21 protein-coding genes are annotated in these 24,925 nt (G+C 68.2%); 5 read left to right on the top strand and 16 right to left on the bottom strand.

Annotation, left to right across the window (positions count from 1 at the left end):
- Positions 1-55 precede the first annotated feature (55 nt).
- The 8 genes from C3Y15_RS24080 to C3Y15_RS24045 form a co-directional block, all read right to left on the bottom strand.
- Positions 56-682, bottom strand: coding sequence for an SAM-dependent methyltransferase (locus C3Y15_RS24080; protein WP_011885997.1), 627 nt, complete (start codon positions 680-682; stop codon positions 56-58).
- 17 nt (positions 683-699) lie between these two features.
- A complete protein-coding gene (ubiB, locus tag C3Y15_RS24075; RefSeq protein ID WP_011885998.1) occupies positions 700-2,277 on the bottom strand; it encodes a ubiquinone biosynthesis regulatory protein kinase UbiB in 1,578 nt (525 codons plus the stop codon).
- A gap of 12 nt (positions 2,278-2,289) precedes the next feature.
- On the bottom strand, positions 2,290-2,916 hold the full coding sequence (locus C3Y15_RS24070; protein WP_011885999.1) for an SCP2 sterol-binding domain-containing protein: 627 nt from the start codon (positions 2,914-2,916) through the stop codon (positions 2,290-2,292).
- A gap of 145 nt (positions 2,917-3,061) precedes the next feature.
- Positions 3,062-4,093 carry a TIM44-like domain-containing protein gene (locus C3Y15_RS24065; protein ID WP_069246321.1) on the bottom strand — a complete coding sequence of 344 codons (1,032 nt, stop codon included), beginning with the start codon at positions 4,091-4,093 and terminating at the stop codon, positions 3,062-3,064.
- Between the two features lie 41 nt (positions 4,094-4,134).
- The gene (gene ubiE, locus C3Y15_RS24060; RefSeq protein ID WP_011886001.1) at positions 4,135-4,866 is read right to left on the bottom strand and encodes a bifunctional demethylmenaquinone methyltransferase/2-methoxy-6-polyprenyl-1,4-benzoquinol methylase UbiE; all 732 of its coding nucleotides are present in this window, start codon (positions 4,864-4,866) and stop codon (positions 4,135-4,137) included.
- A 52-nt stretch (positions 4,867-4,918) separates the two neighbouring features.
- Positions 4,919-5,332: a DUF971 domain-containing protein gene (locus tag C3Y15_RS24055; RefSeq protein ID WP_011886002.1), complete on the bottom strand. Its 414-nt coding sequence runs from the start codon at positions 5,330-5,332 to the stop codon at positions 4,919-4,921.
- On the bottom strand, positions 5,329-5,772 hold the full coding sequence (locus tag C3Y15_RS24050) for an HIT family protein (RefSeq protein WP_011886003.1): 444 nt from the start codon (positions 5,770-5,772) through the stop codon (positions 5,329-5,331). Before C3Y15_RS24050 ends, C3Y15_RS24055 begins: the two co-directional genes overlap by 4 nt.
- Positions 5,773-5,837: 65 nt before the next feature.
- On the bottom strand, positions 5,838-9,857 hold the full coding sequence (locus C3Y15_RS24045) for a DUF3683 domain-containing protein (protein ID WP_011886004.1): 4,020 nt from the start codon (positions 9,855-9,857) through the stop codon (positions 5,838-5,840).
- A 621-nt stretch (positions 9,858-10,478) separates the two neighbouring features.
- Between C3Y15_RS24045 and ilvA the strand changes: the two genes are divergently transcribed.
- Entirely contained in the window at positions 10,479-12,002 is a 1,524-nt protein-coding gene (ilvA, locus tag C3Y15_RS24035; protein ID WP_014723627.1) for a threonine ammonia-lyase, biosynthetic, read from the top strand.
- 12 nt (positions 12,003-12,014) lie between these two features.
- On the top strand, positions 12,015-12,839 hold the full coding sequence (gene queF / locus C3Y15_RS24030) for an NADPH-dependent 7-cyano-7-deazaguanine reductase QueF (protein ID WP_014723628.1): 825 nt from the start codon (positions 12,015-12,017) through the stop codon (positions 12,837-12,839).
- A gap of 94 nt (positions 12,840-12,933) precedes the next feature.
- On the opposite strand, the gene C3Y15_RS24025 is transcribed toward queF, so the two are convergent.
- The 3 genes from C3Y15_RS24025 to C3Y15_RS24015 all read right to left on the bottom strand — a co-directional run bounded on the left by C3Y15_RS24025 (position 12,934) and on the right by C3Y15_RS24015 (position 15,838).
- Positions 12,934-13,320 carry a RidA family protein gene (locus C3Y15_RS24025; protein WP_011886007.1) on the bottom strand — a complete coding sequence of 129 codons (387 nt, stop codon included), beginning with the start codon at positions 13,318-13,320 and terminating at the stop codon, positions 12,934-12,936.
- Positions 13,321-13,415: 95 nt separating this feature from the next.
- Positions 13,416-14,897 (bottom strand): D-aminoacylase, encoded by a 1,482-nt coding sequence (locus C3Y15_RS24020; RefSeq protein WP_069246322.1) that lies wholly within the window; start codon positions 14,895-14,897, stop codon positions 13,416-13,418.
- A gap of 2 nt (positions 14,898-14,899) precedes the next feature.
- Positions 14,900-15,838: a MurR/RpiR family transcriptional regulator gene (locus C3Y15_RS24015; RefSeq protein WP_011886009.1), complete on the bottom strand. Its 939-nt coding sequence runs from the start codon at positions 15,836-15,838 to the stop codon at positions 14,900-14,902.
- 119 nt (positions 15,839-15,957) lie between these two features.
- Between C3Y15_RS24015 and C3Y15_RS24010 the strand changes: the two genes are divergently transcribed.
- Together C3Y15_RS24010 and C3Y15_RS24005 are read left to right on the top strand one after the other, a co-directional pair.
- Positions 15,958-17,238, top strand: coding sequence for an amino acid deaminase (locus tag C3Y15_RS24010; RefSeq protein WP_069246394.1), 1,281 nt, complete (start codon positions 15,958-15,960; stop codon positions 17,236-17,238).
- 164 nt (positions 17,239-17,402) lie between these two features.
- Positions 17,403-17,984, top strand: a complete 582-nt coding sequence (locus C3Y15_RS24005) for a DJ-1/PfpI family protein (protein ID WP_011886011.1) — start codon at positions 17,403-17,405, stop codon at positions 17,982-17,984.
- Positions 17,985-18,090: 106 nt separating this feature from the next.
- On the opposite strand, the gene C3Y15_RS24000 is transcribed toward C3Y15_RS24005, so the two are convergent.
- Together C3Y15_RS24000 and C3Y15_RS23995 are read right to left on the bottom strand one after the other, a co-directional pair.
- Positions 18,091-18,537 carry a MarR family transcriptional regulator gene (locus C3Y15_RS24000; RefSeq protein WP_014723633.1) on the bottom strand — a complete coding sequence of 149 codons (447 nt, stop codon included), beginning with the start codon at positions 18,535-18,537 and terminating at the stop codon, positions 18,091-18,093.
- A gap of 35 nt (positions 18,538-18,572) precedes the next feature.
- The gene (locus tag C3Y15_RS23995) at positions 18,573-20,168 is read right to left on the bottom strand and encodes an MFS transporter (RefSeq protein WP_059462452.1); all 1,596 of its coding nucleotides are present in this window, start codon (positions 20,166-20,168) and stop codon (positions 18,573-18,575) included.
- Between the two features lie 104 nt (positions 20,169-20,272).
- On the opposite strand from C3Y15_RS23995, the gene C3Y15_RS23990 reads away from it, so the two are divergent.
- The gene (locus C3Y15_RS23990; protein WP_011886014.1) at positions 20,273-21,115 is read left to right on the top strand and encodes an EcsC family protein; all 843 of its coding nucleotides are present in this window, start codon (positions 20,273-20,275) and stop codon (positions 21,113-21,115) included.
- Positions 21,116-21,385: 270 nt separating this feature from the next.
- Here the strand turns inward: C3Y15_RS23990 and C3Y15_RS23985 are convergent, their stop codons facing one another.
- The 3 genes from C3Y15_RS23985 to C3Y15_RS23975 all read right to left on the bottom strand — a co-directional run bounded on the left by C3Y15_RS23985 (position 21,386) and on the right by C3Y15_RS23975 (position 24,699).
- Positions 21,386-21,820: a CHRD domain-containing protein gene (locus tag C3Y15_RS23985; RefSeq protein ID WP_011886015.1), complete on the bottom strand. Its 435-nt coding sequence runs from the start codon at positions 21,818-21,820 to the stop codon at positions 21,386-21,388.
- Positions 21,821-22,151: 331 nt separating this feature from the next.
- Positions 22,152-22,925 (bottom strand): class II aldolase/adducin family protein, encoded by a 774-nt coding sequence (locus C3Y15_RS23980; RefSeq protein ID WP_045578782.1) that lies wholly within the window; start codon positions 22,923-22,925, stop codon positions 22,152-22,154.
- 151 nt (positions 22,926-23,076) lie between these two features.
- Positions 23,077-24,699: a phospholipase D family protein gene (locus C3Y15_RS23975; protein ID WP_034194792.1), complete on the bottom strand. Its 1,623-nt coding sequence runs from the start codon at positions 24,697-24,699 to the stop codon at positions 23,077-23,079.
- Between the last annotated feature and the right edge of the window lie 226 nt (positions 24,700-24,925).

Genomic DNA, 24,925 nt, shown 5'->3' with positions numbered 1-24,925 from the left:
TTGAATTATAGCCGAAACCCCGGCGCGCTCCGGCAACGGCAGCGACGCGCGGCGTTCAGCGACGGCGCCACGTGAGCCAGCGCTCGTGCCCGTCGAACACGGCCAGCGAATCGGTCACCGGCAGATCCTCGATCAGTTCGAACGAGGGCGCCAGCAAGGCGTCGAGCTCGGCGCGCTCGATGCCGAACGGCGGCCCCTTCGGCTTCTTCATCACGAAGAAATAGCCAGCCAGCAATCCGCCGGCCGGCAGCAGTTCGGCCATCCGCGCCGCATAGCCGGCGCGCAGGCTCGGCGGCAGCGCGCACAGGAACGCGCGCTCGTACACCCACTGCACGACGAACGGCGGCTGGTACGCGAAAAAATCCGCCTGCTCGACGACGTCCGCATGCGCACCGAGCGTCGCCTTCGCGGCGACGACCGCCTGCTCGGCGAAATCGATCGCGCGCACCGGCCAGCCGGCCTGCGCGAGCCAGCCGGCCTCCTGCGCGCTGCCGCAGCCGGGAATCAGCACCGTACACGGCGCGCGGCGCTGCGCGAACGCGCGGAACCCGTCGGGCACGCCGCCGAATTCCCACGGCGTCACGCCGCGCGCGAAGCGCTCGTCCCAGAACGAAGCATTGGCCGGATCGCGCGTCGCGAAGTCGGCGGCGCTCGGCGGCGGCGGTTGGGTCGGGTTGGACATCGCTCGGCTCCTGTCGGTCATGCGCCGTACGTGAGCGCGAGCAGCACGCGCGCGACGAGCGCGCCGACGCCGACGGCCAGACCGAAGATCAGCAGCGCCTGCAGCAGCCGGTTGGTGCGCTTCTGCTCGAGGAGGATCTGACGCATCAGATCGTCGCTCGCCGCGCGCGTGCCATCTTGTCGTTCGGCCAGCGCGTGGTGGATCAGGCGCGGCAGCTGCGGCAGCGTCTTGCTCCATTGCGGCGCCTCGACCTTGAAGCGCTCGTACCAGCCGCGCAGACCGATCTGCTCGGTCATCCAGCGCTCGAGATACGGCTTCGCGGTCTTCCACAGGTCGAGCTCGGGGTCGAGCGAACGGCCGAGCCCCTCGACGTTGAGCATCGTCTTCTGCAGCAGCACCAGCTGCGGCTGGATCTCGACGTTGAACCGGCGCGACGTGGAGAACAGGCGCATCAGCACCTGGCCGAGCGAGATGTCCTTCAGCGCGCGGTCGAAGTACGGCTCGCACACCGCGCGGATCGCGCTTTCGAGCTCCTCGACGCGCGTCTCGGGCGGCACCCAGCCCGATTCGAGGTGCAGCGTCGCGACGCGATGGTAATCGCGCTTGAAGAATGCGAGGAAGTTCTGCGCGAGGTAGTTCTTGTCGAAATCGGACAGCGCGCCGACGATCCCGAAATCGAGCGCGACGTAGCGGCCGAACGTGTTCGGATCGAGGCTCACCTGGATGTTGCCCGGATGCATGTCGGCGTGGAAGAAACCGTCGCGGAACACCTGCGTGAAGAAGATCTCGACGCCTTCGCGCGCGAGCTTCTTGATGTCGACGCCCGCGCTGCGCAGCGTTTCGACCTGGCTGATCGGCACGCCGGTCATGCGCTCCATCACGAGCACCTGCGACGTCGAGAAATCCCAGAACATCTCGGGCACCAGCAGCAGGTCGAGCCCGGCGAAGTTGCGGCGCAGCTGGCTGCCGTTTGCGGCTTCGCGCATCAGGTCCAGCTCGTCATGCAGGTACTTGTCGAACTCGGCGACGACCTCGCGCGGCTTCAGGCGCCGCCCGTCGGCCCACATGCGCTCGGCCCACGTCGCGATGTCGCGCATCAGCGCCAGATCGGAATCGATCACCGGCAGCATGTTCGGACGCAGCACCTTGATCGCGACGGCCTTGCCCGCGTGCACGCCCTGCTTGAGCTTCGCGAAATGCACCTGCGCGATCGACGCGCTCGCGACCGGCTCGCGCTCGAATTCGTCGAACAGCTCGTCGACCGGCGCGCCGAGCGACTTTTCGATGATCGCGATCGCGACCGCCGAGTCGAACGGCGGCACCTGGTCCTGCAGCTTCGCGAGCTCGTTCGCGAAATCGACCGACAGCAGATCGCGGCGCGTCGACAGCACCTGGCCGAACTTCACGAAGATGGGGCCGAGGCTCTCGAGCGCGTGACGCAGCCGCACCGCGGGCGGCGACGAATAGCGGCGGCCGATCGTCGTGATTCGCAGCAGCAGCTTCACGCGCCGGTCGTCGATCCGGGACAGCATCACCTCGTCGAGGCCGAAACGGATGACGGTATAGACAATCTTGATGAAACGTAAAATGCGCATGCGCTGCGGCCCTCAGTGCGCGCCGCGCAGGCTGGAACCCGCACGCGCGCCGATTTTTTGTTCGAGTCGCTCGATCCGTTTCTCGACGCGCGCGAGCGCATCGCGCGCCCGCGCCAGTTCGGCGTCGAAGCCGCCGAGCGCGGTGCGCCGGACGACTTGCGGGTTCTCGTCGAGCCAGTACTCGGCGACGGAATCGAGCACGTTGCGGCCGGTGCGGCGCGCGCGTGCGCCGGCGTCGCGCACGACCGTCGCGATCCGGTGCGCCGCCGCGTCGCCGACCAGCTTCGCGAGATCTTCCTCAGGCTCCCAGCGCAGGTGCTCGGCGAGCTTCGCGATCTGCGTCGCGAACTCCGCGTCGCCCTCGATCTTCACGTGCTTCATCACGGCGGCCTGGCCGCCCTGCAGGAACGCGGCGAGCGTATCGCCGGCGAGTGCGATCGACACGTCGACGCGTTGCGCATCGTGCGCGTCGACCGCGGACAGATAGCCGTCGGGCTGCACCAGCAGCGTCAGCGTGACGGGCGGCACGACGAGCCGGGCGGTCTTGCCCGCGTATGGGATCAGGCGGTCACGCGCCCACGATTCGCGCGCGAGCAGGTGATTGACGGCAGCAGCAAAAGGCTTGGCGGCAAAGGTCATCGGGCTGGGAAAGAAAAAACCCGCGCAGGCCGGGCGCCCACGCGGGTTTCTATTGTAACGTCGGATCGTCGGCAGACTGCGCTCGACCGCACGCGCCGGCGGCAAGCGGCCGCACAGCAACGACCTCGCCGGCCGCCGGCTGCGTTCAGTGCGTGTTCAGCTGTTGGATGCCCGCGAGCAGCCAGCCCTGACCGCCCGACTTCGACAGGTTCCACACCTCTTCGAACGGTGCCGCCGACGCGTTCGCCGATTCGCGGATCAGCCCGTGGAAACGCACGCTCGCCGACTGCTCGATGCCGCGATCCTCGATCGCGACCAGTTCCGCATCGAGCTGCACGACGTCGGTCTGGTTCGCTTCGTTGCCGCGCGAATCGAGGTCGATCTTGATCTCGGCGAACATTTCGGGCGTGGTGAACTCGCGGATGTCGGCCATGTTGCCCTGGTCCCATGCCGCCTGCAGGCGCACGAAGTAGACCTTCGCGCTGCGCAGGAACGCTTCGGTGTCGAAGCCGGCCGGCACCTGCACCGGCGCCGCGCCGAGCGCGCCTGCCGCGCCCGCGGCCGCCGCACCGCCGCCGAACACGCTTTGCGCCTCGTTGGCATAGCTGCTGCCGCTGCCCGCGTAGTTGCCGCCGCTGCCCTGCTGGAACGACGAACCCTGGGCATAACCGCCCGCCGACGACGCCGAGCCGCCAGCCGAATACGCCGGCTCGTGCGGGCGGCGACGGTTCATGAACTTGCGGATCAGCCAGATGCCGACCATCGCGAGCAGCGCGATTACGATGACGTTCGCCATCATGCTCGCGAACGCGCCGCCGAGGCCGAAGTGCGACAGCAGCGCCGCGATGCCGAGGCCGGCCGCGAGACCGGCGATCGGCCCGAGCCAGCGCGAGCGGTTCGGCTGCGTGGCCGGCGCCGGAGCGGCCGGGTTGGTGCGCTGCGCCTGAGCCGGCGCGGCCTGCTGCATCGGCTGCTGGGCGGGCGGCGTGGCCTGACGCTGCGTGACGGTGGAGCTCTGGCGGCCGATGCTGCGCCCGCCGCCCATGCGCCGCGCCTCGGCGTCGAGCGATGCGAACGTGCCGGCCGTGAGCAGGCCGACCATCAGCAGCGTGCCGACCCGTCGAGCCCACGGCTTCGACGGCTTGCTACGGTTGAACAACGAACGCGACTCGGACATCAGCTTCTCCAGATGTAAGACGAATGTAGGGAAAGAACCCCTTAGTACTTGGATCCCACGTGTAAAGCTACCACGCCACCTGACAAATTGTAATATTTTACGGCATCGAGACCCGCTTGTTCCATCATCGTCTTGAGGGTGTCCTGATCGGGATGCATCCGGATAGATTCAGCAAGATACCGATAACTGTCGGCATCTTTCGCGAACCTGTCGCCAAGCCACGGTAATACTTTGAAAGAATAAAGATCGTAGGCCTTTTTCAGCGGCTCCCACACTTTCGAGAATTCCAGCACCATCACGCGGCCGCCGGGCTTCGCGACGCGGCGCATCTCGGCGAGGGCGGCGTCCTTGTGCGTCATGTTGCGCAGCCCGAACGCGACGGTGACGACGTCGAAGTAGTTGTTCGGGAACGGCAGCTTTTCCGCATCGCACAGCAGCGACGGCGTCACGACGCCCTTGTCGAGCAGCCGGTCGCGGCCCACGCGCAGCATCGATTCGTTGATGTCGGTGTGCCAGACTTCGCCCGTCGGGCCGGCCGCCTTCGCGAATGCGCGGGTCAGGTCGCCGGTGCCGGCCGCGATGTCGAGCACCTTGAAGCCGGGGCGGACGTTCGCCTGCGCGATCGTGAACGCCTTCCACGCGCGGTGCATGCCGGCCGACATCAGGTCGTTCATCAGATCGTAGTTGCTCGCGACCGAATGGAACACGCCCGCCACTTTCTTCGCTTTTTCGGTTTCCTCGACGCTTTCGAAGCCGAAGTGGGTTTTGCTCATCGCGTTGATCCTCAGTAAATGGCAAGACGGCGCCGAGCGGGCGCCGTCGATTTCAGTGGCAGTGGCCGTGCGGCGCGGGGGCCGCCTGCATCGGCGCGTCGCGCTCGACGCCCGCCGCCTTCAGTTTGTCGAAATAGTCGCGCCACAGCGCATCCTGCTGCGTCGCCAGTTCATACAGCAGATCCCACGAGTAGATGCCGGTCGAATGGCCGTCGGAGAAGGTCGGCTGCAGCGCGTAGTTGCCCACGCCCTCGAGCGCGGTGATGGTCACCTCGCGCTTGCCGGTCTGCAGCGTCTCCTGGCCGGGCCCGTGGCCGCGCACCTCGGCCGACGGCGAATAGACGCGCATCAGCTCGAACGGAATCCGGTAGCTCTCGCCGTTCGGGTACTGCAATTCGAGCACGCGCGACACCGCGTGCACGACGACGCCGGACGGAATCGGCGTCGTGGAAGTCAAACCGCTCATGCCTGCCTCGAATCGGGGGTTCGTTGAATTTCTTCGCGCACCGCATTGTGCAGCAGCGACGCCTGGGCCGCGCGCGCGCGCAGCAACGCCTCGGACACGCTGCGCTGGCGCGGCGCCCACACCGGCTGCGGAAAGTGCGCGTCGTTCGAGAAGCGCGGGATCACGTGCCAGTGCACGTGCGGCACCATGTTGCCGAGGCTCGCGAGGTTCACCTTGTTCGGCTGCATCACGCGGCGCACCGCGCGCTCCACTGCATACACGATGCGCATCAGATGTGCCCGCTCGGGCTCGCCGAGATCGGAGAACTCGGCCACGTGCGCGCGCCAGATCACGCGGCAGAAGCCCGGGTAGTCGTGCTCGGCCGTCGCGAGGACGACCCGCAGCACGTCGTCCTGCCAGAGCACCTCGCCGCCGTCTTCACGGCAAAACACGCATTCCATCGTCGCTCCCTGTGCACGGGCGCCGGCTCGTCAACGCCGGCGCCCGCTCTCGTTGCATGCCCGCATTAGACCAGTACGCGCTCGATCCCGCCATTGTTCGCACGTGCGACATAATCGGCCATCCAGTTCTCGCCGAGCACCTGGCGCGCGATTTCGACGACGATGTAGTCGGCCTCGAGGTTCGCGTCCTCGTTGTAGCGCGACAGGCCCTGCAGGCACGACGGGCAGCTCGTCAGGATCTTCACGTCCGGGCCGCTCGCGGCCGCCGGCGCCGGCGCGCCGTCGGCCATGACGGGAATGCCGCGCAGCTTCGCCGCGCCCTTGCGGATCTCCTCTTCCTTGCGGAAGCGCACCTGCGTCGACACGTCCGGACGCGTGACGGCCAGCGTGCCCGACTCGCCGCAGCAGCGGTCGTTCTTCTCGATCCGGTAGCCGTCCTTCTCCGCGCCCATCAGCTCGTTGACGAGCTTGACCGGGTCCATCGTCTTGATCGGCGTGTGGCACGGGTCGTGATACATGTAGCGCGTGCCCGTCACGCCGTCGAGCTTCATCCCCTTCTCGAGCAGGAACTCGTGGATGTCGATGATCCGGCAGCCGGGGAAGATCTTGTCGAATTCATAGCCGGCGAGCTGGTCGTAGCAGGTGCCGCACGACACGACCACCGTCTTGATGTCGAGGTAGTTCAGCGTGTTCGCGACGCGGTGGAACAGCACGCGGTTGTCGGTGACGATCTTCTCGGCCTTGTCGTACTGGCCCGAGCCGCGCTGCGGATAGCCGCAGCACAGGTAGCCCGGCGGCAGGACCGTCTGCACGCCCGCTTCCCACAGCATCGCCTGCGTCGCGAGGCCGACCTGCGAGAACAGGCGCTCGGAGCCGCAGCCGGGGAAGTAGAACACCGCTTCCGAATCGACGGTCGTCGACTTCGGGTTGCGGATGATCGGCACGATCTTGTTGTCCTCGATGTCGAGCAGCGCACGCGCCGTCTTCTTCGGCAGGTTGCCCGGCATCTTCTTGTTGACGAAGTGGATCACCTGCTCGACCACCGGCGGCCGGCCGGTCGTCGCCGGCGGATGCTGCGTCTGCTTCGTGACGACCTTCTTCAGCATGTCGTTGGCGAAGCGCTGCACCTTGTAGCCGACGCCCATCATCACGGTGCGCGCCGCGTTGATCGTCTGCGGATTGGTGGCGTTCAGGAAGAACATCCCCGCCGCATTGCCGGCGTTGAACTTCTTCTTGCCCATTTTGCGCAACAGGTTGCGCATGTTCATCGTGACGTCGCCGAAGTCGATCTTCACCGGGCACGGCGTCGCGCACTTGTGGCACACCGTGCAGTGGTCGGCCACGTCGTTGAACTCGTCCCAGTGCTTGATCGATACGCCGCGGCGCGTCTGCTCCTCGTACAGGAACGCCTCGACCAGCAGCGACGTCGCGAGGATCTTGTTGCGCGGGCTGTACAGCAGGTTGGCGCGCGGCACGTGGGTCGCGCACACCGGCTTGCACTTGCCGCAGCGCAGGCAGTCCTTCACCGAATCGGCGATCGCGCCGATGTCGGACTGCTGCATGATCAGCGACTCGTAGCCCATCAGCCCGAAGCTCGGCGTATAAGCGTTGCGCAGATCCGCGCCGTCGAGCAGCTTGCCCTTGTTGAAGCGGCCGTTCGGGTCGACGCGCTGCTTGTACGCGCGGAATTCGGCGATCTCGTCGTCGGTCAGGAACTCGAGCTTCGTGATGCCGATCCCGTGTTCGCCGGAGATCACGCCGTCGAGCGAGCGCGCGAGCGTCATGATGCGCGCGACGGCCGCATGCGCGTCCTGCAGCATCTCGTAGTTGTCGGAGTTGACCGGGATGTTGGTGTGGACGTTGCCGTCGCCCGCGTGCATGTGCAGCGCGACGAACACGCGGCCGCGCAGCACGCGCTTGTGGATCGCCTGCGCTTCGTCGAGGATCGGCTTGAACGCGCCGCCGTTGAAGATCGCGCGCAGCTCCGCGCGGATCTCCTGCTTCCACGAGATGCGGATCGTGCGGTCCTGCGTGACGTGGAACACGCTCGCGCCCGGCTGCTCGTCGGCGCGATCGGCGAACTTCTCGGCGAGCGCCTCGTAGCCGAGCTGCACCAGGTAGTGCTGCGCCTCGCGCAGCGGCTGGTCGAGCCGGTCGCGCACGAACTCCCAGCGCGCACGCACGCGCTTGAGCAGCTCCAGCGCCTGCTGCACGCGGTCTTCCAGCAGTTCGGCGCTGGGAATCTCGTTCGCGTCGTCGGTCTTGCCGAGCGGCAGGTTGCCGCCGCGGAAGAACGCCTCGAGCGCGTCGACGAGTTGCAGCTTGTTCTTCAGCGACAGCTCGATGTTGATCCGCTCGATGCCGTCGGTGTATTCGCCCATCCGGTTCAGCGGAATGACGACGTCCTCGTTGATCTTGAACGCGTTGGTGTGCTTCGCGATCGCGGCCGTGCGGCTGCGGTCGAGCCAGAAGCGCTTGCGCGCCTCGGCGCTGACCGCGACGAAGCCTTCGCCGCTCTTGCCGTTGGCCATCCGGATCACTTCGGAGGTCGCCTGCGCGACCGCATCGGCGTCGTCGCCGACGATGTCGCCGATCAGCACCATCTTCGGGAACGCGTTGCGCTTGCTCTTGGTCGCGTAGCCGACCGCGCGCAGATAGCGCTCGTCGAGGTGCTCGAGGCCCGCGAGGATCGCGCCGCCCTGCTTCGACGTCTCGAACAGGTAGTCCTTGATCTCGACGATGCTCGGGATCGCCTCGCGCGCCTGGCCGAAGAATTCGAGGCAGACGGTGCGCGTGTGCGCGGGCATCTTGTGCAGCACCCAGCGCGCGGACGTGATCAGCCCGTCGCAGCCTTCCTTTTGCACGCCCGGCAGGCCGGCGAGGAACTTGTCGGTCACGTCCTTGCCGAGCCCTTCCTTGCGGAAGCGCCGGCCCTCGATCTCGAGCATTTCGGTGCGCAGCAGCTTCTCGCCCGGCGCGTACGCGCCGTCGAACCACTTCAGCTCGAAGCGCGCGACCGCGATGTCGTGGATCTTGCCCTGGTTGTGCTCGTGGCGCGTGACTTCGAGCCAGTTGCCGTCCGGGTCGACCATCCGCCACCAGGCGAGGTTGTCGAGCGCGGTGCCCCACAGCACCGCCTTCTTGCCGCCCGCGTTCATCGCGACGTTGCCGCCGATGCACGATGCGTCGAGCGACGTGGGGTCGACCGCGAACACGTAGCCCGCCGCTTCGGCCGCCTCGGTCACGCGGCGCGTGACGACGCCCGCGCCGGAGAAGATCGTCGGCACCTTGTGCGCGACGCCCGGCAGCTCGGTCAACTCGACCGCGCCGAGCTGCTCGAGCTTCTCGGTGTTGATCACCGCGGAGAACGGCGTGAGCGGCACCGCGCCGCCCGTGTAGCCGGTGCCGCCGCCGCGCGGAATCACGGTCAGGCCGAGCTCGAAGCAGGCCTTGATCAGCGCCGCGATCTCGGCTTCGGTGTCGGGCGTCAGCACGACGAATGGGTACTCGACGCGCCAGTCGGTCGCATCGGTCACGTGCGACACGCGCGACAGCCCGTCGAAGCGGATGTTGTCCTTCTGTGTGCAGCGGCCGAGCGCCTTGGTCGCGCGGCGGCGCAGGTCGGCCATCTTGTCGAATTCGTCGGCAAACTCGTCGACCGCGCGCTGCGCGGCGGCCTCGAGCATCTCGACGCGGCCGGCGCGCTCGCGGCCAGCGTCGTCACGATGCTCGGTGAGGTCGGCCCGGCGGCGCTTGCCGATCTCGGTCAGCCGGTGGTTCAGCGCCTCGATCAGCAAGGCGCGGCGCTTCGGGTTGTCGAGCAGGTCGTCCTGCAGGTACGGGTTGCGGCGCACGACCCAGATGTCGCCGAGCACTTCGTACAGCATCCGTGCCGAGCGGCCCGTGCGGCGTTCGGCGCGCAGCTCGTCGAGCACCGACCACGCGTCCTCGCCGAGCAGGCGGATCACGATCTCGCGGTCGGAAAACGACGTGTAGTTGTAGGGAATCTCGCGCAGACGGGGCGCGGGGTCGGCGGCGACGGCGGCGGCCGCGCCATGCGGATCGAAAACTTGTGGTGCGTTCATGTTCGGACGACTCGGAGGGCCGATACACCGTGCACGGGCGTCGGCAAGCGCGTGGGCGCAATCTTGGGGAAATCTGTTCTGGTGCCAGGCGCGCGACTATCTCGCATGGGGCCGGAACGGGTGGAGACTCACCGATCCGGGCCGGCAGGGCCTGGCGGCACTCGGCGCCATCAGCACGATCGCGCGCGGCGCGCATGCCGCTGCGCCGCGGGGCTGGCAGCGCGCGGCGTCGGCTTCAACGGGGCGATCCGAGGGTGCCTCTGCATCTTCCGATCCTTGATTCAAAACGGAATTCTAACCCATGATCGGGCCGTCCGTGGCACGCCGGACAGGTCGTGGGGCTTTCGCCGCAAGCCGCGCCACGCCTGGCTCGACGCCGCTTCGCGCCGGCATTCGCCGGCCGGCCGGTCGGTAACCGCGCGGTTAAACCGCGGTTGAACCGCGCAGTGGACCCGGCGAGCACGGCATGGCAGGCCGCGAACGGCTTCGTGCGGGCGTCCTGCGGACGTCGTGCGCGCCGCGCGGCGAACCTGCCGCCGGCACGTCGCTTGCGTGCAGGCGGACCCTTGGCGCTATCATTGATCCTTTACCCTCTGCTTTTCGCACTGCCCGCGAGCGCCCATGGCATCCCACGACTACCTGAAGAAAATCCTCACCGCGCGCGTCTACGACGTCGCACGCGAGACGGAACTCGAACCGGCCCGCAACCTGTCGACACGGCTGCGCAACCCCATTTACCTGAAGCGCGAGGACAACCAGCCGGTGTTCTCGTTCAAGCTGCGTGGCGCGTACAACAAGATGGCGCACATTCCGGCCGACGCGCTCACGCGCGGCGTGATCACCGCGTCCGCCGGCAACCATGCGCAGGGCGTCGCGTTCTCGGCGGCGCGCATGGGCGTGAAGGCGGTGATCGTCGTGCCGGTCACGACGCCGCAGGTGAAGGTCGACGCAGTGCGCGCGCACGGCGGCCCGAGCGTCGAGGTGATCCAGGCAGGCGAGTCGTACAGCGATGCGTACGCGCATGCGCTCAAGGTGCAGCAGGAGCGCGACCTCACGTTCGTGCACCCGTTCGACGATCCGTACGTGATCGCCGGCCAGGGCACGATCGCGATGGAAGTCCTGCGGCAGCATCAGGGGCCGATCCACGCGATCTTCGTGCCGATCGGCGGCGGCGGGCTCGCGTCGGGCGTCGCCGCGTACGTGAAGGCCGTGCGCCCCGAGATCAAGGTGATCGGCGTGCAGGCGGAGGATTCGTGCGCGATGGCGCAGTCGCTGCAGAAGGGCGAACGCGTCGAGCTCAGCGAAGTCGGGCTGTTCGCCGACGGCACCGCGGTGAAGCTGGTCGGCGAGGAGACCTTCCGGCTGTGCAGCGAATTCCTCGACGGCGTCGTCACCGTCGACACCGACGCGCTGTGCGCGGCGATCAAGGACGTGTTCCAGGACACGCGCAGCGTGCTCGAGCCGTCCGGCGCGCTGGCGGTCGCCGGCGCCAAGCGTTACGTGGAACGCGAAGGGATCGAGAATCAGACGCTCGTCGCGGTCACCTCCGGCGCGAACATGAACTTCGACCGGATGCGCTTCGTGGCCGAACGCGCAGAAGTGGGCGAGGCGCGCGAAGCCGTGTTCGCGGTCACGATCCCCGAGGAGCGCGGCAGCTTCAAGCGGTTCTGCTCGCTGGTGGGCGACCGCAGCGTGACCGAGTTCAACTACCGGATCGCCGATGAAAAATCGGCGCACATCTTCGTCGGCGTGCAGATCCGCCGGCGCGGCGAGTCGGCCGAGATCGCCGCGAACTTCGACGCGCACGGCTTCAAGACGGTCGACCTGACGCACGACGAGCTGTCGAAGGAGCATATCCGCTACATGGTCGGCGGCCGCTCGCCGCTGGCGCTCGACGAGCGTCTGTTCCGCTTCGAGTTTCCGGAGCGGCCGGGCGCGCTGATGAAGTTCCTGTCGTCGATGGCGCCGGACTGGAACATCAGCCTGTTCCACTACCGCAACCAGGGCGCCGACTACAGCTCGATCCTGGTCGGGCTGCAGGTGCCGCAAGCCGATCGCGCCGAGTTCGAACGCTTCCTGGCCGCGCTCGGCTATCCGTATGTCGAAGAGAGCGCCAATCCGGCCTACCGCCTGTTCCTGTCGTAAAGGTTGCGTGCCATGAACCCCGAACATTCCCCGCTCGGCAAGGCCACCGTCTACGCGGCGCAGTACGACGCGTCGCTGCTGTTTCCGATCCCGCGCGCGGGCGCGCGCGAGCAGCTCGGCATCGCGGCCGCGCCGCCGTTCTTCGGCACCGACATCTGGAATGCGTACGAGCTGTCGTGGCTGAACGCGCGCGGCAAGCCCCAGCTCGCGGTCGCGACCTTCTACGTGCCGGCAGAATCGCCGAACATCGTCGAATCGAAGTCGTTCAAGCTGTATCTCGGCTCGTTCGCGCAATCGAAGTTCGATTCCGTCGATGCCGTGCGCGACGTGCTCAAGCGCGACGTGTCGGCCGCGTGCGGCGCGAGCGTGTCGGTGCAGCTGGTGTCGCCGCACGACTTCGGCAAGCTGCAGATGGAGGAGCTCGACGGGCTGTCGCTCGACCGCCTCGACCTCGACACCGACGTGTACGAGCCCGATCCGTCGCTGCTGTCGGCCGCCGCCGACGAAGCGCCGGTCGAGGAGACGCTGGTGTCCGACCTGCTGCGCTCGAACTGCCCGGTCACCGGCCAGCCCGACTGGGGCAGCGTGCAGATCCACTACGTCGGCCCGCAGATCGATCACGCGGGGCTGTTGCGCTACATCATCTCGTTTCGCAACCACACGGGCTTTCACGAGCAGTGCGTCGAGCGCATCTTCCTCGACATCCTGCAGGCGTGCAAACCGCTGAAGCTCGCGGTGTATGCGCGCTATACGCGCCGCGGCGGGCTCGACATCAACCCGTTCCGCACCAACTACAACCAGTCGATGCCGGACAACGCGCGCACCGCGCGGCAGTGACGCGCACCGGCCGCTGCTCGCGGCCCTGAACGCAACAGCCCCGCCGGTTTGCACCGGCGGGGCTGTTTGCCTTGCGACCAGCAGCGCGGCCGCGTTACTTCGCCGGCGCCTTGTACGCGATGCAGTCCACTTCGACCTTGCAGTCGATCACCATGCTCGACTGCACGCACGCGCGGGCCGGCGGGTTGGCGCCGAAGTACGACACGAACACCTTGTTGAACGACGCGAAATCGCGCGCGTCGTCGAGCCACACGCCGCAGCGCACGACGTCCTCGACGCCGTAGCCGGCTTCCTTCAGGATCGCGATCAGGTTCTCGATCGCCTGCTTCGACTGCGTGACGATCCCGCCTTCGACGACCTCGCCGTTCACCATCGGCGTCTGCCCCGACACGTAGAGCCAGCCGTCGGCCTCGACCGCCCGCGCGAACGGCATCACCTGGCCGCCCGTCCCCTTCGCTTCGCCCACGCCATATCGCTTCATCGTTTCACTCCGTTTCAGTTCCGGTTCAGTTCCATTTCATTGCGAAGGCGCGCGCCGCTCGCGGCACACGCCGAATCTCGACCTGCCTGCCGCGCTCAGAAGGCCGCATCGGCGGCGGCCGCAGAACGCTCGCCACGCGCCACGAAGCCGCCCGCGCGCGCGCCGGTCGGCTGCCCGTTCTCGTAGGTCAGCACGCCGTTCACCCACACCGCGTCGATGCCGTGCGCCGGCTGCTGCGGCTGCTCGAAGGTCGCCGCATCGATCACGCGGGCCGGATCGAACAGCACCAGATCCGCGTGGTAGCCGACGTGCACCTCGCCGCGACGCGCGAGCCCGAAGCGCCGCGCGGACAGCGACGTCATCTTGCGGATCGCCTCCTCCAGCGGCAGCAGGTTCGTGTCGCGCACATAGTGGCCGAGCACGCGCGGGAACGCACCCCACAGGCGCGGATGCGGCAGCGGATCGTTCGGCAGCCCGTCGGAGCCGACCATCGTCGCCGGGTGCGACAGGATGCGCCGCACGTCGTCCTCGGACATGTTGTGGTACACGGCGCCGGCCGGACGGATGCGCTGCGCGGCTTCCTGCTCGGTCACGCCCCAGTCGGCCGCGATCGCCTTCAGCAATTTGCCGGCGACTTCCGGATGCGGCGCCGACCACGTGATCGTGATGTCGATGTCGCCACTCACCTGCTTCAGGTCGAGCGTCGACGAGCTGCGGCTGTACGGATAGCAGTCGCAGCCGACCGGCTGAAGGCGGCGCACGCCGTCGAGCGACGCGAGCACCTCGGTGCTGCGCCCCCAGTTCGACGGCCCCGCGCACTTCAGATGCGAGATCACGACGGGCACCTGCGCGTGCCGCCCGACCCGGTACGCCTCGTCCATCGCATCGAGGATCGCGTCGAACTCGGTGCGCATGTGCGTCGTATACAGCGCGCGCGCCTTCGCGAGCGGCTCCGCGAGCGCCATCACTTCCTCGGTCGGCGCCGCGAACGCGGAGCCGTAGGCGAGGCCCGACGACAAACCGAGCGCGCCGTTCTGGAGCGCCTCGTCGAGCTGCGCGCGCATCGCGGCGATTTCGCCGTCGGTCGCCGCGCGGTCGAGCCGGTCCATCTGGTTGTTGCGCAGCGCCGTGTGCCCGACGAGCGCCGCGACGTTGACCGCCGGGCGCGCTTCGTTCACCGCCGCGACATAGGCGGCGAAGGTCGGGTAGCGGAACGCGTCGCGCTCGCCGAGCAGGTTCATCGGATCGGGCGGCTCGCCGGCGAGCGTGACCGGCGACGCGCTGATCCCGCAGTTGCCGACGATCACGGTCGTCACGCCCTGCGAGATCTTCGGCAGCATCTGCGGCGCGCGGATCACGTGCGTGTCGTCATGCGTGTGCACGTCGACGAAACCGGGCGCGAGCGCGCGGCCGTTCGCATCGACGACGCTCTCGGCGAGCCAGTTCGACAGGTTGCCGATCGCCGCGATCGCGCCGTTGCGGATCGCGACGTCGCGCGTGACGGGCGGCGCGCCGGTGCCGTCGTACAGCTGCGCGCCGACGATCAGCGTATCGGCGGCTTCGGGATGCGAATGCATGGTCAGTCTCCTACCGGTTGACGATCTCCGCCGCCGCGATGCGCGTCGAGCGCATGCTTGATGCGGCGCAGCGATTCGCGGCCCGCATCGCCGAGCCGCAGCGCGACGCCGGTCACGAGCACGTCGATCGCCATCATCATCGCGTAGCGCGACGTCGACGGCTTGTAGATGAAATCGGTTTCGAACGCGACCACCGGGATCAGGTGATCGGCGAGCTTCGCGAGCGGCGAAGCCGGCGCGGTGATCGCGATCAGCGTCGCGCCGTAGCGCTTCGCGACGCGGCAGCTGTCGAGCAGCTCCGGCACGCGTCCGCTCACCGACAGCGCGACGACCACGGCGTCGCGCGACAGCGTCGCCGACACCATCCGCTGCAGCAGGCTGTCCTGGTAGCTCGCGACCGGCCGGCCGAAGCGCACGAGGCGAAAGCGCAGCTCGTCGGCGAGCGCGGTCGAGCCGCCGCCCTGCCCGTACACGTAGATCATCTGCGCGCCGGCGAGCAGGTCGGCGGCCGCGTCGAACGACGTGTTGCGCAGCAACTGGTGGTTGTGCGCGAGCGCGACGCAGATCTCGTCGTAGACCACCGATGCCGGGCTCGTATCGTGGGCGTGCGGCTGGTCGGACGGCGCCAGAAACCGCCGGCCCACCGCCGCCGCCTGCGCGACGAGCACCTTCAGCTCGCGCACGTCGCGGCAGCCGACGGCCTTCGCGAACCGCGTGACCGTCGCGACGCTCACCTGCGCGTCGCGCGCAAGCGCGCCGATGCTGGCATGCGCGGCGCGCGCCAGATCGGCGAGGATGAACGCAGCGACCTTGCGCTCGGCGTCGCGCAGTTCGGGCGCGCATTCGGTGATGCGTGCGACGATGTCGACGGCCGGCTGCGCAAGCTGCGCGGATGACTGGGCGGCCGCGCGTGACGCGGCCCGCGAGACGGGGGAATTCATCGGTGGAAAGCGCTGGCGCGCGTCGTGTTACTAAATAACATCACCGCGCCGATGCTACTTTCGGTACCATCGGCATGTCAACTTCGATGCAATGCATAGTGATGATGGAGCGGGACGACATGAAAGTTACAAACTATCAGGAGCCGAAAATAGATCCGTTGGGCAAGGGCCTCGGCAACGTGCCGAGCGCGAGCGTGCCGCTCGACGAAGCGGGCCGCCTCGAGTGGAACCTGCTCGCGGAGGACGTCAGCCTGCCCGCGGCCGTGCTGTACGCCGACCGGATCGAACACAACCTGAACTGGATGCAGGCGTTCGTCCAGCAGTACGGCGCGCAGTTCGCGCCGCACGGCAAGACGACGATGGCGCCGCAGCTGTTCCGCCGCCAGCTCGCGGCCGGCGCGTGGGGCATCACGCTCGCGACCGCGCACCAGACGCAGGCCGCGTATCACGGCGGCGTGCGGCGCGTGCTGCTGGCGAACCAACTGGTCGGCCGCCAGAACATGACGATCATCGCGGGGCTGCTGTCCGATCCCGAATTCGAGTTCTTCTGCCTCGTCGATTCCGTCGATGGCGTCGAGCAGCTCGGCCGCTTTTTCGGCGCGGCGAACAAGACGCTGAACGTGCTGCTCGAGCTCGGCGTGCCGGGTGGCCGCGCCGGCGTGCGCGACGCTGCGCAGCGCCAGGCGGTGCTCGATGCGATCGCCCGCCATCCGGACACGCTGAAGCTGGCCGGCATCGAACTCTACGAAGGCGTGCTGAAGGAAGAAGGCGAGATCCGCACGTTCCTGCAACACGCGGTCGCACTCACGCGCGAACTGGCCGAAGCCGGCTGCTTCGCGCGCGCGCCGGCGATCCTGTCGGGGGCCGGCTCCGCGTGGTACGACGTGGTCGCGGAGGAATTCGCGAAGGCGTCCGACGCCGGTTTCGCCGAGATCGTGCTGCGTCCGGGCTGCTATCTGACGCATGACGTCGGCATCTACAGGAAGGCGCAAGCGGACGTGTTCGCGCGCAATCCGATCGCACGCAGGATGGGCGAAGGGCTGCTGCCGGCGCTGCAGCTGTGGGCGTACGTGCAGTCGGTGCCGGAACCGGACCGCGCGATCGTCGCGCTCGGCAAGCGCGACGCGGCGTTCGACGCGGGCATGCCGGAGCCGGCGCGCCATTTCCGCCCCGGCCGCGACGGCGCGCCGCGCGAGCTGGCCGCAACCGAAGGCTGGGCCGTGACGGGGATGATGGACCAGCACGCGTATCTGCAGGTCCCGCCGGGCGCGGACGTGAAGGTCGGCGACATGGTCGCGTTCGACATCTCGCACCCGTGCCTCACGTTCGACAAATGGCGGCAGTTGCTCGTCGTCGATCCGCAGTACCGCGTGACGGAAGTCGTCGAAACGTTCTTCTGACACGCCGTCCGCGCGTGGCGCCGCCCGCCGCGGGCGGCCGTCACGCACGCTTCGAGCGGGCGGAGTACACTGCGCGTTCGTCCTCGGGGCCGCATCGCCGCCGCGGCGGCCGTGCGCCGCTCGCCGCGCGAACGGCCCTTCAACGCCGTTGAATGGAGAGTGCCATGGCCGCGAAGAAGATCCTGTTCCTGACCGGCGATTTCGCCGAAGACTACGAAACGATGGTGCCGTTCCAGGCACTGCAGGCCGTCGGCCATCGCGTCGACGCCGTGTGCCCCGGCAAGCGCGCCGGCGACAAGGTCAAGACCGCGATCCACGATTTCGAAGGCGACCAGACCTACACCGAAAAGCCCGGCCACTATTTCACGCTGAACGCGAGCTTCGACGACGTCGACGCGTCGAGCTACGACGCGCTCGCGATCGCCGGCGGCCGCGCGCCCGAATATCTGCGTCTCGATGCGAAGGTGATCGCGCTGGTGCGCGCGTTCGCGCAGGCCGGCAAGCCGATCGCCGCGATCTGCCATGCGGCGCAGCTGCTGGCGGCCGCCGACGTGATCCGCGGCAAGCGCATCTCGGCCTACCCGGCCTGCGCGCCGGAAGTGAAGCTCGCCGGCGGCGAATATGCGGACATTCCGGTCGATGCGGCCGTGACCGACGCGCCGTTCGTCACCGCGCCCGCGTGGCCCGCGCATCCGGCGTGGCTCGCGCAGTTCCTCGCATTGCTCGGCACGCGCATCGAGCTGTGAGCGAAGTCGTCGTGCCCGTAGAAGGGAAATGAAGTGATGTGACGAGCGCCGGCCGGCGTTGGGCGGTGGGCTCTCGGGCCCGCCGCGCCGCGCCGGTCGCCGCCCTTCAGTGCGGAGACGGCGTCGAGCCGACCTCCGCGATCCGCGACTCCAGCATCGCCAGCGCGCCCGACAGCGCGGTCAGCACGTCGTCCGGCAACTGCGCGACGGTGCGGTCGAGGAACGCCTTGCGGCGCGGCAGGCACGCGTCGAACGCCGCGCGCCCGGCGGCGGTCAGCGTGACGTTGGTCACCCGGTTGTCGCGGGCATCGGACGCGCGCTCGATCCAGCCGAGCGCATCGAGCGATTTCAGCTGGCGCGTGAGCGCGCCCGGATCGATGCGCAGCACCTCGACGAGCTTCTTCTGCGACGCCTGGCCGTCCAGCGTATGCAGCGCCACCATGATGCGCCAGCGCGGCATCGGCTGCCCGACGTGCGTTTCGAACGCGCTCATGAACGCGCGATACGTGCGTCCGAATTGCTGCAAGATCGCGATGCGGTCCGGTTCTTCCATGCGCTGATGCCTACTCGTTCATTCGGTGAATCGTTTCAATCGGCCGCGACATGCGGTTCGACCTTGCGTCGCAGCGCGATCGGCGGCACGCGGCGGCATTGCCACACCGACACCACGGCGACGACGGCCGCCATCGCGACGCCCAGGTGAATCGCACCGACGAGCGATTCGCGGGCCGCTTCCAGCAGCAGCGCGCCATTATGCCCGGCCGCCGTCAGCTCCGCGACCAGACGGCCTTGCGCCGCACGGTCGATCAGGATCTGCGGATCGGCGAGTTGCGCATGCCACTGCAGCGCGCGATCGCCGGCCAGCGCATCGTGCACGCCGCTCGAATACATCTGGTTGACGAGCGTGCCGGTCAGCGCGGTGCCGATCATCCCGCCGACCATGCGCAGCGATTGCAGGAGCGCGGTCGCGATGCCGAGGTGCTCGCGACCGGCGGTCTGCTGCGCGAACACGGTGAGGTTCGGCAGCACGAAGCCGAGCCCGATCCCGCCGGCGACCATCAGGATCATCAGCATCCAGCCAGGCGTCGTGTGGGTCGACACGACGACACCCGCGCAGGTGAACGCGAACAGCCCGAAGCCGACGTGCAGCATCGCGTTCGGATGGCGGATGCGCGTGACGACGCGCCCGTTCATGATGCTGCCGATCGTGATGAACACGACGAGCGGCGTGATGACGAGCCCCGCCGCCTTCGGCGACATCCCGAAGCCGCCCTGGAACAGCAGCGGCGCATAGAACAGCAGCGAGAACATCGAGAAGCCGGCGAGCATCGCGAGCACGAACAGCGCCGACAGCGCGCGGTTGCCGAACATGTCGAACGGCAGGATCGGCTGCGCGCAGCGCTTCTCCCAGTGCCACAACGCCACGCCCGCGCCGAGCGCGACTACCAGCAGCAGCGACGCCCAGCTCATCAAGCCGTATTTCGGCAGCCATTCGACGAACAGCTGCAGCGCGCCCAGCGACAGCGCGATCAGCAAGGCGCCGGGCCAGTCGAGCCGCATGCTGCGGTCGTGCTCGACGTGCCGCAGGTGCGGCAGGTAGCGCCACACGAAGAACAGCGACAGGATGCCGATCGGCAGGTTCACGTAGAACACCGAACGCCAGCCGAACGACTGGGTCAGGAACCCGCCGAGCGACGGCCCGATCGCGTTCGCGATGCCGAACGCCGAACTCATCAGCACCTGCCAGCGCAGCCGCACGACCGAATCGGGGAACAGGTCGGGGATGCACGCGAACGCGGTGCCGACCAGCATGCCGCCGCCGATCCCTTGCAGGCCGCGCGCCAGCACGAGGTACAGCATGTCGTTGGCCATCCCGCACAACACCGACGCGCCGGTGAACACGACGATCGACACGATCACGAACGGCTTGCGGCCGTAATAGTCGCCGAGGCGGCCGAAGATCGGCACGGTGATCACGGAGCTGAGCAGGTACGACGTCGCGACCCATGCGTACAGGTCGAAGCCGCGCAACTCGGCGACGATGGTCGGCAACGCGGTGCCGACGACCGTCTGGTCGAACGCGACGAGCATGGTGACGAACGAGATCCCGATCATCGCGAGCAGCGACTCGCGAAACGGCAGAAGTTGCCCGCTGGAATGGTGGGCGGCAGTATGGACCGGCATTTTTTGTTGATGCAATCTTTGACGTGTCAAACAATCGCGAAAGTGTAGCACGTCGGAGTAATCTACGCGGGCATGGGATGGGCGGCGTGCCGCCAGGGAGAACGATGGAACCGATTTCGATCACGCCTGCGGCGACGCTGTCGCCGCAGGACCAGGACGCGCTGCGGCGCGCGAAGCAGGTGCTGGAAAGCCCGTCGCTGACGTTGAAGCTGACCAGCGTGCTCGGTGCGCCGGTCGAGAAGATGATCGGGCGGCTGCCGACGTTCGCGACCGGCAAGATCAACGATGCGACACAGCTCGCGCTGCGCAAGTGCCTGAACATCGCGCTGCGCACGCTCGGCAAGCCGCCTGCGCCCGATGCCGAGCCCGACAAGCCGAGCAACCTGCTGCACAAGCTCGCGGTCGCGACGACCGGCGCGGCCGGCGGCGCGTTCGGCTTCCTCGCGCTGCCGGTCGAGCTGCCGGTCACGACCACGCTGATCTTCCGCTCGGTGTGCGACATCGCGCGCAGCGAGGGCGAGGATCTCGCGGCGGTCGACACGCAGTTGCAGTGCCTGGCCGTGCTCGGCATGGGCGGCGACACGGACAAGCGGGAAGAGGACGCAGATCTCGGCTATTTCGTGCTGCGCGGCGCGCTCGCGCAGGCGATCTCGAAGGCGTCGTCCGACATCGCGACGAAAGGTGTGGCCGCGCACAGCTCGGCGGCGGTGTTCAAGCTGGTGCAGACGGTCGCGTCACGTTTTTCCGTGCAGGTGACCGAGCAGATGGCCGCGAAGTCGATCCCGGCGATCGGCGCGGTACTCGGCGCGACCGTCAACACGCTGTTCATCGATCACTTCCAGCAGATGGCGCACGGCCACTTCACCGTGCGCCGGCTCGAGCGCAAGTACGGCGCGGCGGCCGTGCGGGCCGCGTATCAGGCGATCGACGGCGCGCCGGCGCGGTGAAGCGCGGGGGTGGGTGCGAGGCGTTGGGCGTTGGGCGTTGGGCGTTGGGCGTTGGGCGTTGGGCGTTCGGGCGTTCGGGCGTTCGGGCGTTCGGGCGGTTCGGGCGGTTCGGGCGGTTCGCCGGTTCGCCGACTGGCGGTCGAGCATCGCGCGCCTGCGGCGCGATCGGCGCTTACATCTGCCCGAGCGGCGGCCTGTCGAGCCACACGTCATCTCGACCGACTCGCCACCCGCCTTCGACACCCTATATGTCAAACGCCGCCGCGCGCATCAGTTCGCCGGCATCACCTGCCCGCGGATCTCGCCGGCCGGATGCGCCTTCGTATGCACGTTGAAGTACCACTTGCCGCTCGTCAGCTCGGCCACCTGCGCGTCGGTGAGCTCCTTCGAGCCCTTGATCGGGCTCGCGAGCTCGTCCTTCGGAATCGGCACCTGCACGCCGGCGTTCTGGCCGACCGGCGCGGGACCGTGGAAATGTGCGGCCGTCGCCGGCCCCGTCAGGTTTTCGTAAGTGACGGTCCAGCGCAGCAGGTGGGTCGCCGTGTCGTAGGTGGCGTCGACCGCGCCGGCACCCTTGGTCGCGGTGGGCGGCACCTCGCTCGACGGCTGCAGGTTCGCGGACAGACGCACCGTTTCGGCGGCGGCGCTGCCGGCCGCCAGAACGCCCGTGAGCAACGCCACCTGGAGCAAACGCAACTTCGGCATGAATCCTCCTTGTACGACGTGGTACGCCCCGCGGCCGGGGCGCTACGTGATGGTAGTCGATCGGCGCCGATCCGGCAGCGTGCCGAATCCAGGAAGGGACCTTTGCAGCGCAACGCCTGAATCCGCACGCGGCCTTTCGCTACACTCCGTCTCACAGTTGCTTGTTTCCTTCGTCCGAAGGAGTCTGCGAGTATTCACGCGGCCAGCCGGCCGCGTTTTTTTTGCTCGTCGCGCACGCGATACCCGCCTCGTCCGCCGCTTCGGCGTCGGGCGTCGGCAAGCAGCCCGAAGCAATCTGCCCCGCCGCAGTTACGCATCACCCGCGTATCCATCACGCGCGATACCCCGGATCGATACGATCGACGATACGCTGCAGCGCGTCGAACGCGTCCTGTCCCGCGCCGTGCTTCGGATCGAAATTCAGCGAATCGCGCACGCACCGGTCGAGCACCGGCGGCTCGATCGGCAACGGCTCGCCGATCGCGTGCGTCGCCACCTGCACCTCGCACGCGCGATTGAGCAGCCACATCAGCGAGAACGCGTGCGCGAGCGTCGCACCGATCGTCACCGGCCCATGGTTGCGCAGCAGCAGCACGGGCCGTCCGCCCGCGCTCGCGACGATCCGACGGCCCTCCTCCGCATGCACGGTGATGCCCTCGAAATCGTGATACGCGACCTTCCCGTAGAGCTGCGCCGAATAGAAATTCGAGAACGACAGGCCGTCGCGCGCGCAGCACACGGCCATCGTCGGCGTCGTGTGCACGTGCATCACGCAGTGCGCGTCGGGCAGCGCCGCATGGATCGCGCCGTGGAACGTGAAGCCGGCCGGGTTGATCGGCCAGTCGGAATGGCCGATCACGTTGCCGTCGACGTCGACCTTCACGAGATTCGACGCGCACACCTCGCGGTAATGGAGCCCGAACGGGTTGATCAGGAAGTGGCCGTCCGCGCCCGGCACGCGCAGCGAGATATGGTTGTAGATCAGCTCGGTCCAGCCGAGGTGAGCGAAGATCCGGTAGGCGGCCGCGAGCTGCACACGCGCTTGCCATTCGGCTTCGGAGAAACGGGCGGGACGCGTGAACGGCTGGTTCGGGACACGTTGCATCGGGCACTCCGGTTGCGCACGGGCGCGGCTGCGGCACGCGCGGGCGGCGCCTCGGGTCCGGCCCGCGACGCTGCGCGTATCGTTGTGCGAGCAACTATATCGCCTGTGGCGGCACCTCGGTAACACGGGTTTTGCCGGAGCCGCGCCGCCGTTACAACTGATCGTCGACCGGCAGCAGCATGAAGACGCCGGTCATCACGTTGCGCAGCAGCCCGGCATGCGGGTCGACGTGATAGGTGGTGGTTTGCCCGCCGTCGGTGCCCGTCCATTCGAGCGCGGGCGGGCCGCCGCCCGGCTGCGGCGCGAGCGTCACGCGGTAGCTCTGGTCGGGCTGCGTCACGTGCGCGAAGATCGCCGCCGCCTGCTGCGCGAGCTGCGGGCTGTGGATCACGAGCGCCAGTTCGGTGTTCAGGTGTGCGGAACGCGGGTCGAGGTTCAGCGAGCCGATCACGACGATCTGCCGGTCGATCACGTACGCCTTCGCATGCAGGCTCGCACGCGAGCGCGAGCCGAACAGCCGCGCGGGCGGCTGTTCGGGCTGCGACTTGAATTCGTACAACTCGACGCCGCGCTGCAGCAACGGCACGCGGTACGGCGCGTAGCCGGCCTGCACCGCGACCGCGTCGGTGGCCGCGAGCGAATTCGTGACGATCGCGACGCGCACGCCGCGCGCGGCCGTATCGCCGAGGATCTTCACGCCGGCGTCGTGCGGCACGAAGTACGGCGAAAACGCGAGAAATTCCGTGCGCGCGCCGCGCGTGAGGTCGGCCAGGCGCTGCATCGGCGGGCTCACGTAGGTGTCGGTCGGCTGCGCGATCTTGTCCGGCGCATCGACCTTGAACTCGGCCGGCGCCCACACGAGTTCCAGCTCGTCGCGCGCGATCTGGCGCGCCAGCGGCGTGGCGTTCAACGGCTTCGCGTTGTACGGGTCGGCGTTGTTGCGCCAGTGCTCGCGCAGCTCGTCGCGCACCGCGTCGAGATCCTTCGGATCGAAGCGCTGGTGGTTCAGCACGCGCAACGGATAGCTGCTCGCGCTCGCCCAGTAGTCGTCGAAGCTCTTCGAGATGTCGTTCGTCACCGGGCCGGCCGCGAGCACGTCGAGATCCCGGAACTGCAGCGTCGGGCTCGCACTGAAGTATTCGTCGCCGAGATTGCGGCCGCCGACGATCGCGAGCTGGTTGTCCGCGATCATCGCCTTGTTGTGCATGCGGCGCGTGAAGCTGTCGAGCCGCGTGAAGAAATTGGCCGTGCGCTCGACCATCCCGTACTGCGACGCGCCGAACGGGTTGAACACGCGGATCTCGATGTTCCCGTGCGTATTGAGCGCGGCCATCACGCGGTCGATGTCGCGGAAGTTCAGGTCGTCGACCAGCATCCGCACGCGCACGCCGCGATCGGCCGCGTACAGCGCCGCGGCGAGCAGCAGCTTGCCGGTCGTGTCCTCGGTCGCGATGTAGTACTGCATGTCGAGCGTCTTCGTGGCCGCCCGCGCGAGCGCGATGCGCATCTGCAGCGCGGTGGCGCCGTCGGCGAGCAGGCGGAAGCCCGACTGCCCGGGATGTGCGGCTTCCGGTGCGGCCAGCGCCGTGCGCAGCGGCGTCGCGGCATCGGCCGGCAGCGCGTGGGACACGGAGCGCTCGAGCGACGTCGCAGGCGGGTGCGTCGCGCACGCGACGAGCGGCAGCAGCGCGCAGACGACCAGCGCGCGGGCCAGGCGGCACACGGCGCGCCAACACGGCGCGGCCGGCGCGTGCCGGATCAAAGACGTGAGCACGGAGGCTTCCTCGACAGTCGGGTCAATGGGCACGTGAGCGCCGCGGCGCGCGGCGCACGGGCAGTTCCGACCGATTCTAGTGGGCGCCCGACGAGCCGGTCAATCGCGCGTCGAGCGGCGTTCGGGCGCCCCCGAGACCTTGGTTCGAGCGTAGTTCGATCGCGCTTCCGCCGTACTTCCATCGCACCTCCGCCGTACTTCGACTGCACTTCGACCGTACTACGAG

It is taken from the genome of Burkholderia sp. B10, assembly GCF_004368385.1.
Classification (GTDB): domain Bacteria; phylum Pseudomonadota; class Gammaproteobacteria; order Burkholderiales; family Burkholderiaceae; genus Burkholderia; species Burkholderia vietnamiensis.
Note: the sequence above shows the minus strand (reverse complement) of the source record. Positions and strands in the feature narration are given on the sequence as shown.

Bases quoted from the DNA above. Each gene is read 5' to 3' on its own strand.
- ubiE (WP_011886001.1), bottom strand. From the start codon at position 4,866: ATGAGCAAAACCCACTTCGGCTTCGAAAGCGTCGAGGAAACCGAAAAA.
- C3Y15_RS23995 (WP_059462452.1), bottom strand. From the start codon at position 20,168: ATGCCGGTCCATACTGCCGCCCACCATTCCAGCGGGCAACTTCTGCCG.
- C3Y15_RS24070 (WP_011885999.1), bottom strand. From the start codon at position 2,916: ATGACCTTTGCCGCCAAGCCTTTTGCTGCTGCCGTCAATCACCTGCTC.
- C3Y15_RS24045 (WP_011886004.1), bottom strand. From the start codon at position 9,857: ATGAACGCACCACAAGTTTTCGATCCGCATGGCGCGGCCGCCGCCGTC.
- ubiB (WP_011885998.1), bottom strand. From the start codon at position 2,277: ATGCGCATTTTACGTTTCATCAAGATTGTCTATACCGTCATCCGTTTC.
- C3Y15_RS24050 (WP_011886003.1), bottom strand. From the start codon at position 5,772: ATGGAATGCGTGTTTTGCCGTGAAGACGGCGGCGAGGTGCTCTGGCAG.
- C3Y15_RS24005 (WP_011886011.1), top strand. From the start codon at position 17,403: ATGGCCGCGAAGAAGATCCTGTTCCTGACCGGCGATTTCGCCGAAGAC.
- C3Y15_RS23980 (WP_045578782.1), bottom strand. From the start codon at position 22,925: ATGCAACGTGTCCCGAACCAGCCGTTCACGCGTCCCGCCCGTTTCTCC.
- C3Y15_RS24010 (WP_069246394.1), top strand. From the start codon at position 15,958: ATGAAAGTTACAAACTATCAGGAGCCGAAAATAGATCCGTTGGGCAAG.
- queF (WP_014723628.1), top strand. From the start codon at position 12,015: ATGAACCCCGAACATTCCCCGCTCGGCAAGGCCACCGTCTACGCGGCG.
- C3Y15_RS23985 (WP_011886015.1), bottom strand. From the start codon at position 21,820: ATGCCGAAGTTGCGTTTGCTCCAGGTGGCGTTGCTCACGGGCGTTCTG.
- C3Y15_RS24000 (WP_014723633.1), bottom strand. From the start codon at position 18,537: ATGGAAGAACCGGACCGCATCGCGATCTTGCAGCAATTCGGACGCACG.
- C3Y15_RS24065 (WP_069246321.1), bottom strand. From the start codon at position 4,093: ATGTCCGAGTCGCGTTCGTTGTTCAACCGTAGCAAGCCGTCGAAGCCG.
- C3Y15_RS24080 (WP_011885997.1), bottom strand. From the start codon at position 682: ATGTCCAACCCGACCCAACCGCCGCCGCCGAGCGCCGCCGACTTCGCG.
- C3Y15_RS24020 (WP_069246322.1), bottom strand. From the start codon at position 14,897: ATGCATTCGCATCCCGAAGCCGCCGATACGCTGATCGTCGGCGCGCAG.
- ilvA (WP_014723627.1), top strand. From the start codon at position 10,479: ATGGCATCCCACGACTACCTGAAGAAAATCCTCACCGCGCGCGTCTAC.
- C3Y15_RS24055 (WP_011886002.1), bottom strand. From the start codon at position 5,332: ATGAGCGGTTTGACTTCCACGACGCCGATTCCGTCCGGCGTCGTCGTG.
- C3Y15_RS24015 (WP_011886009.1), bottom strand. From the start codon at position 15,838: ATGAATTCCCCCGTCTCGCGGGCCGCGTCACGCGCGGCCGCCCAGTCA.
- C3Y15_RS24025 (WP_011886007.1), bottom strand. From the start codon at position 13,320: ATGAAGCGATATGGCGTGGGCGAAGCGAAGGGGACGGGCGGCCAGGTG.
- C3Y15_RS23990 (WP_011886014.1), top strand. From the start codon at position 20,273: ATGGAACCGATTTCGATCACGCCTGCGGCGACGCTGTCGCCGCAGGAC.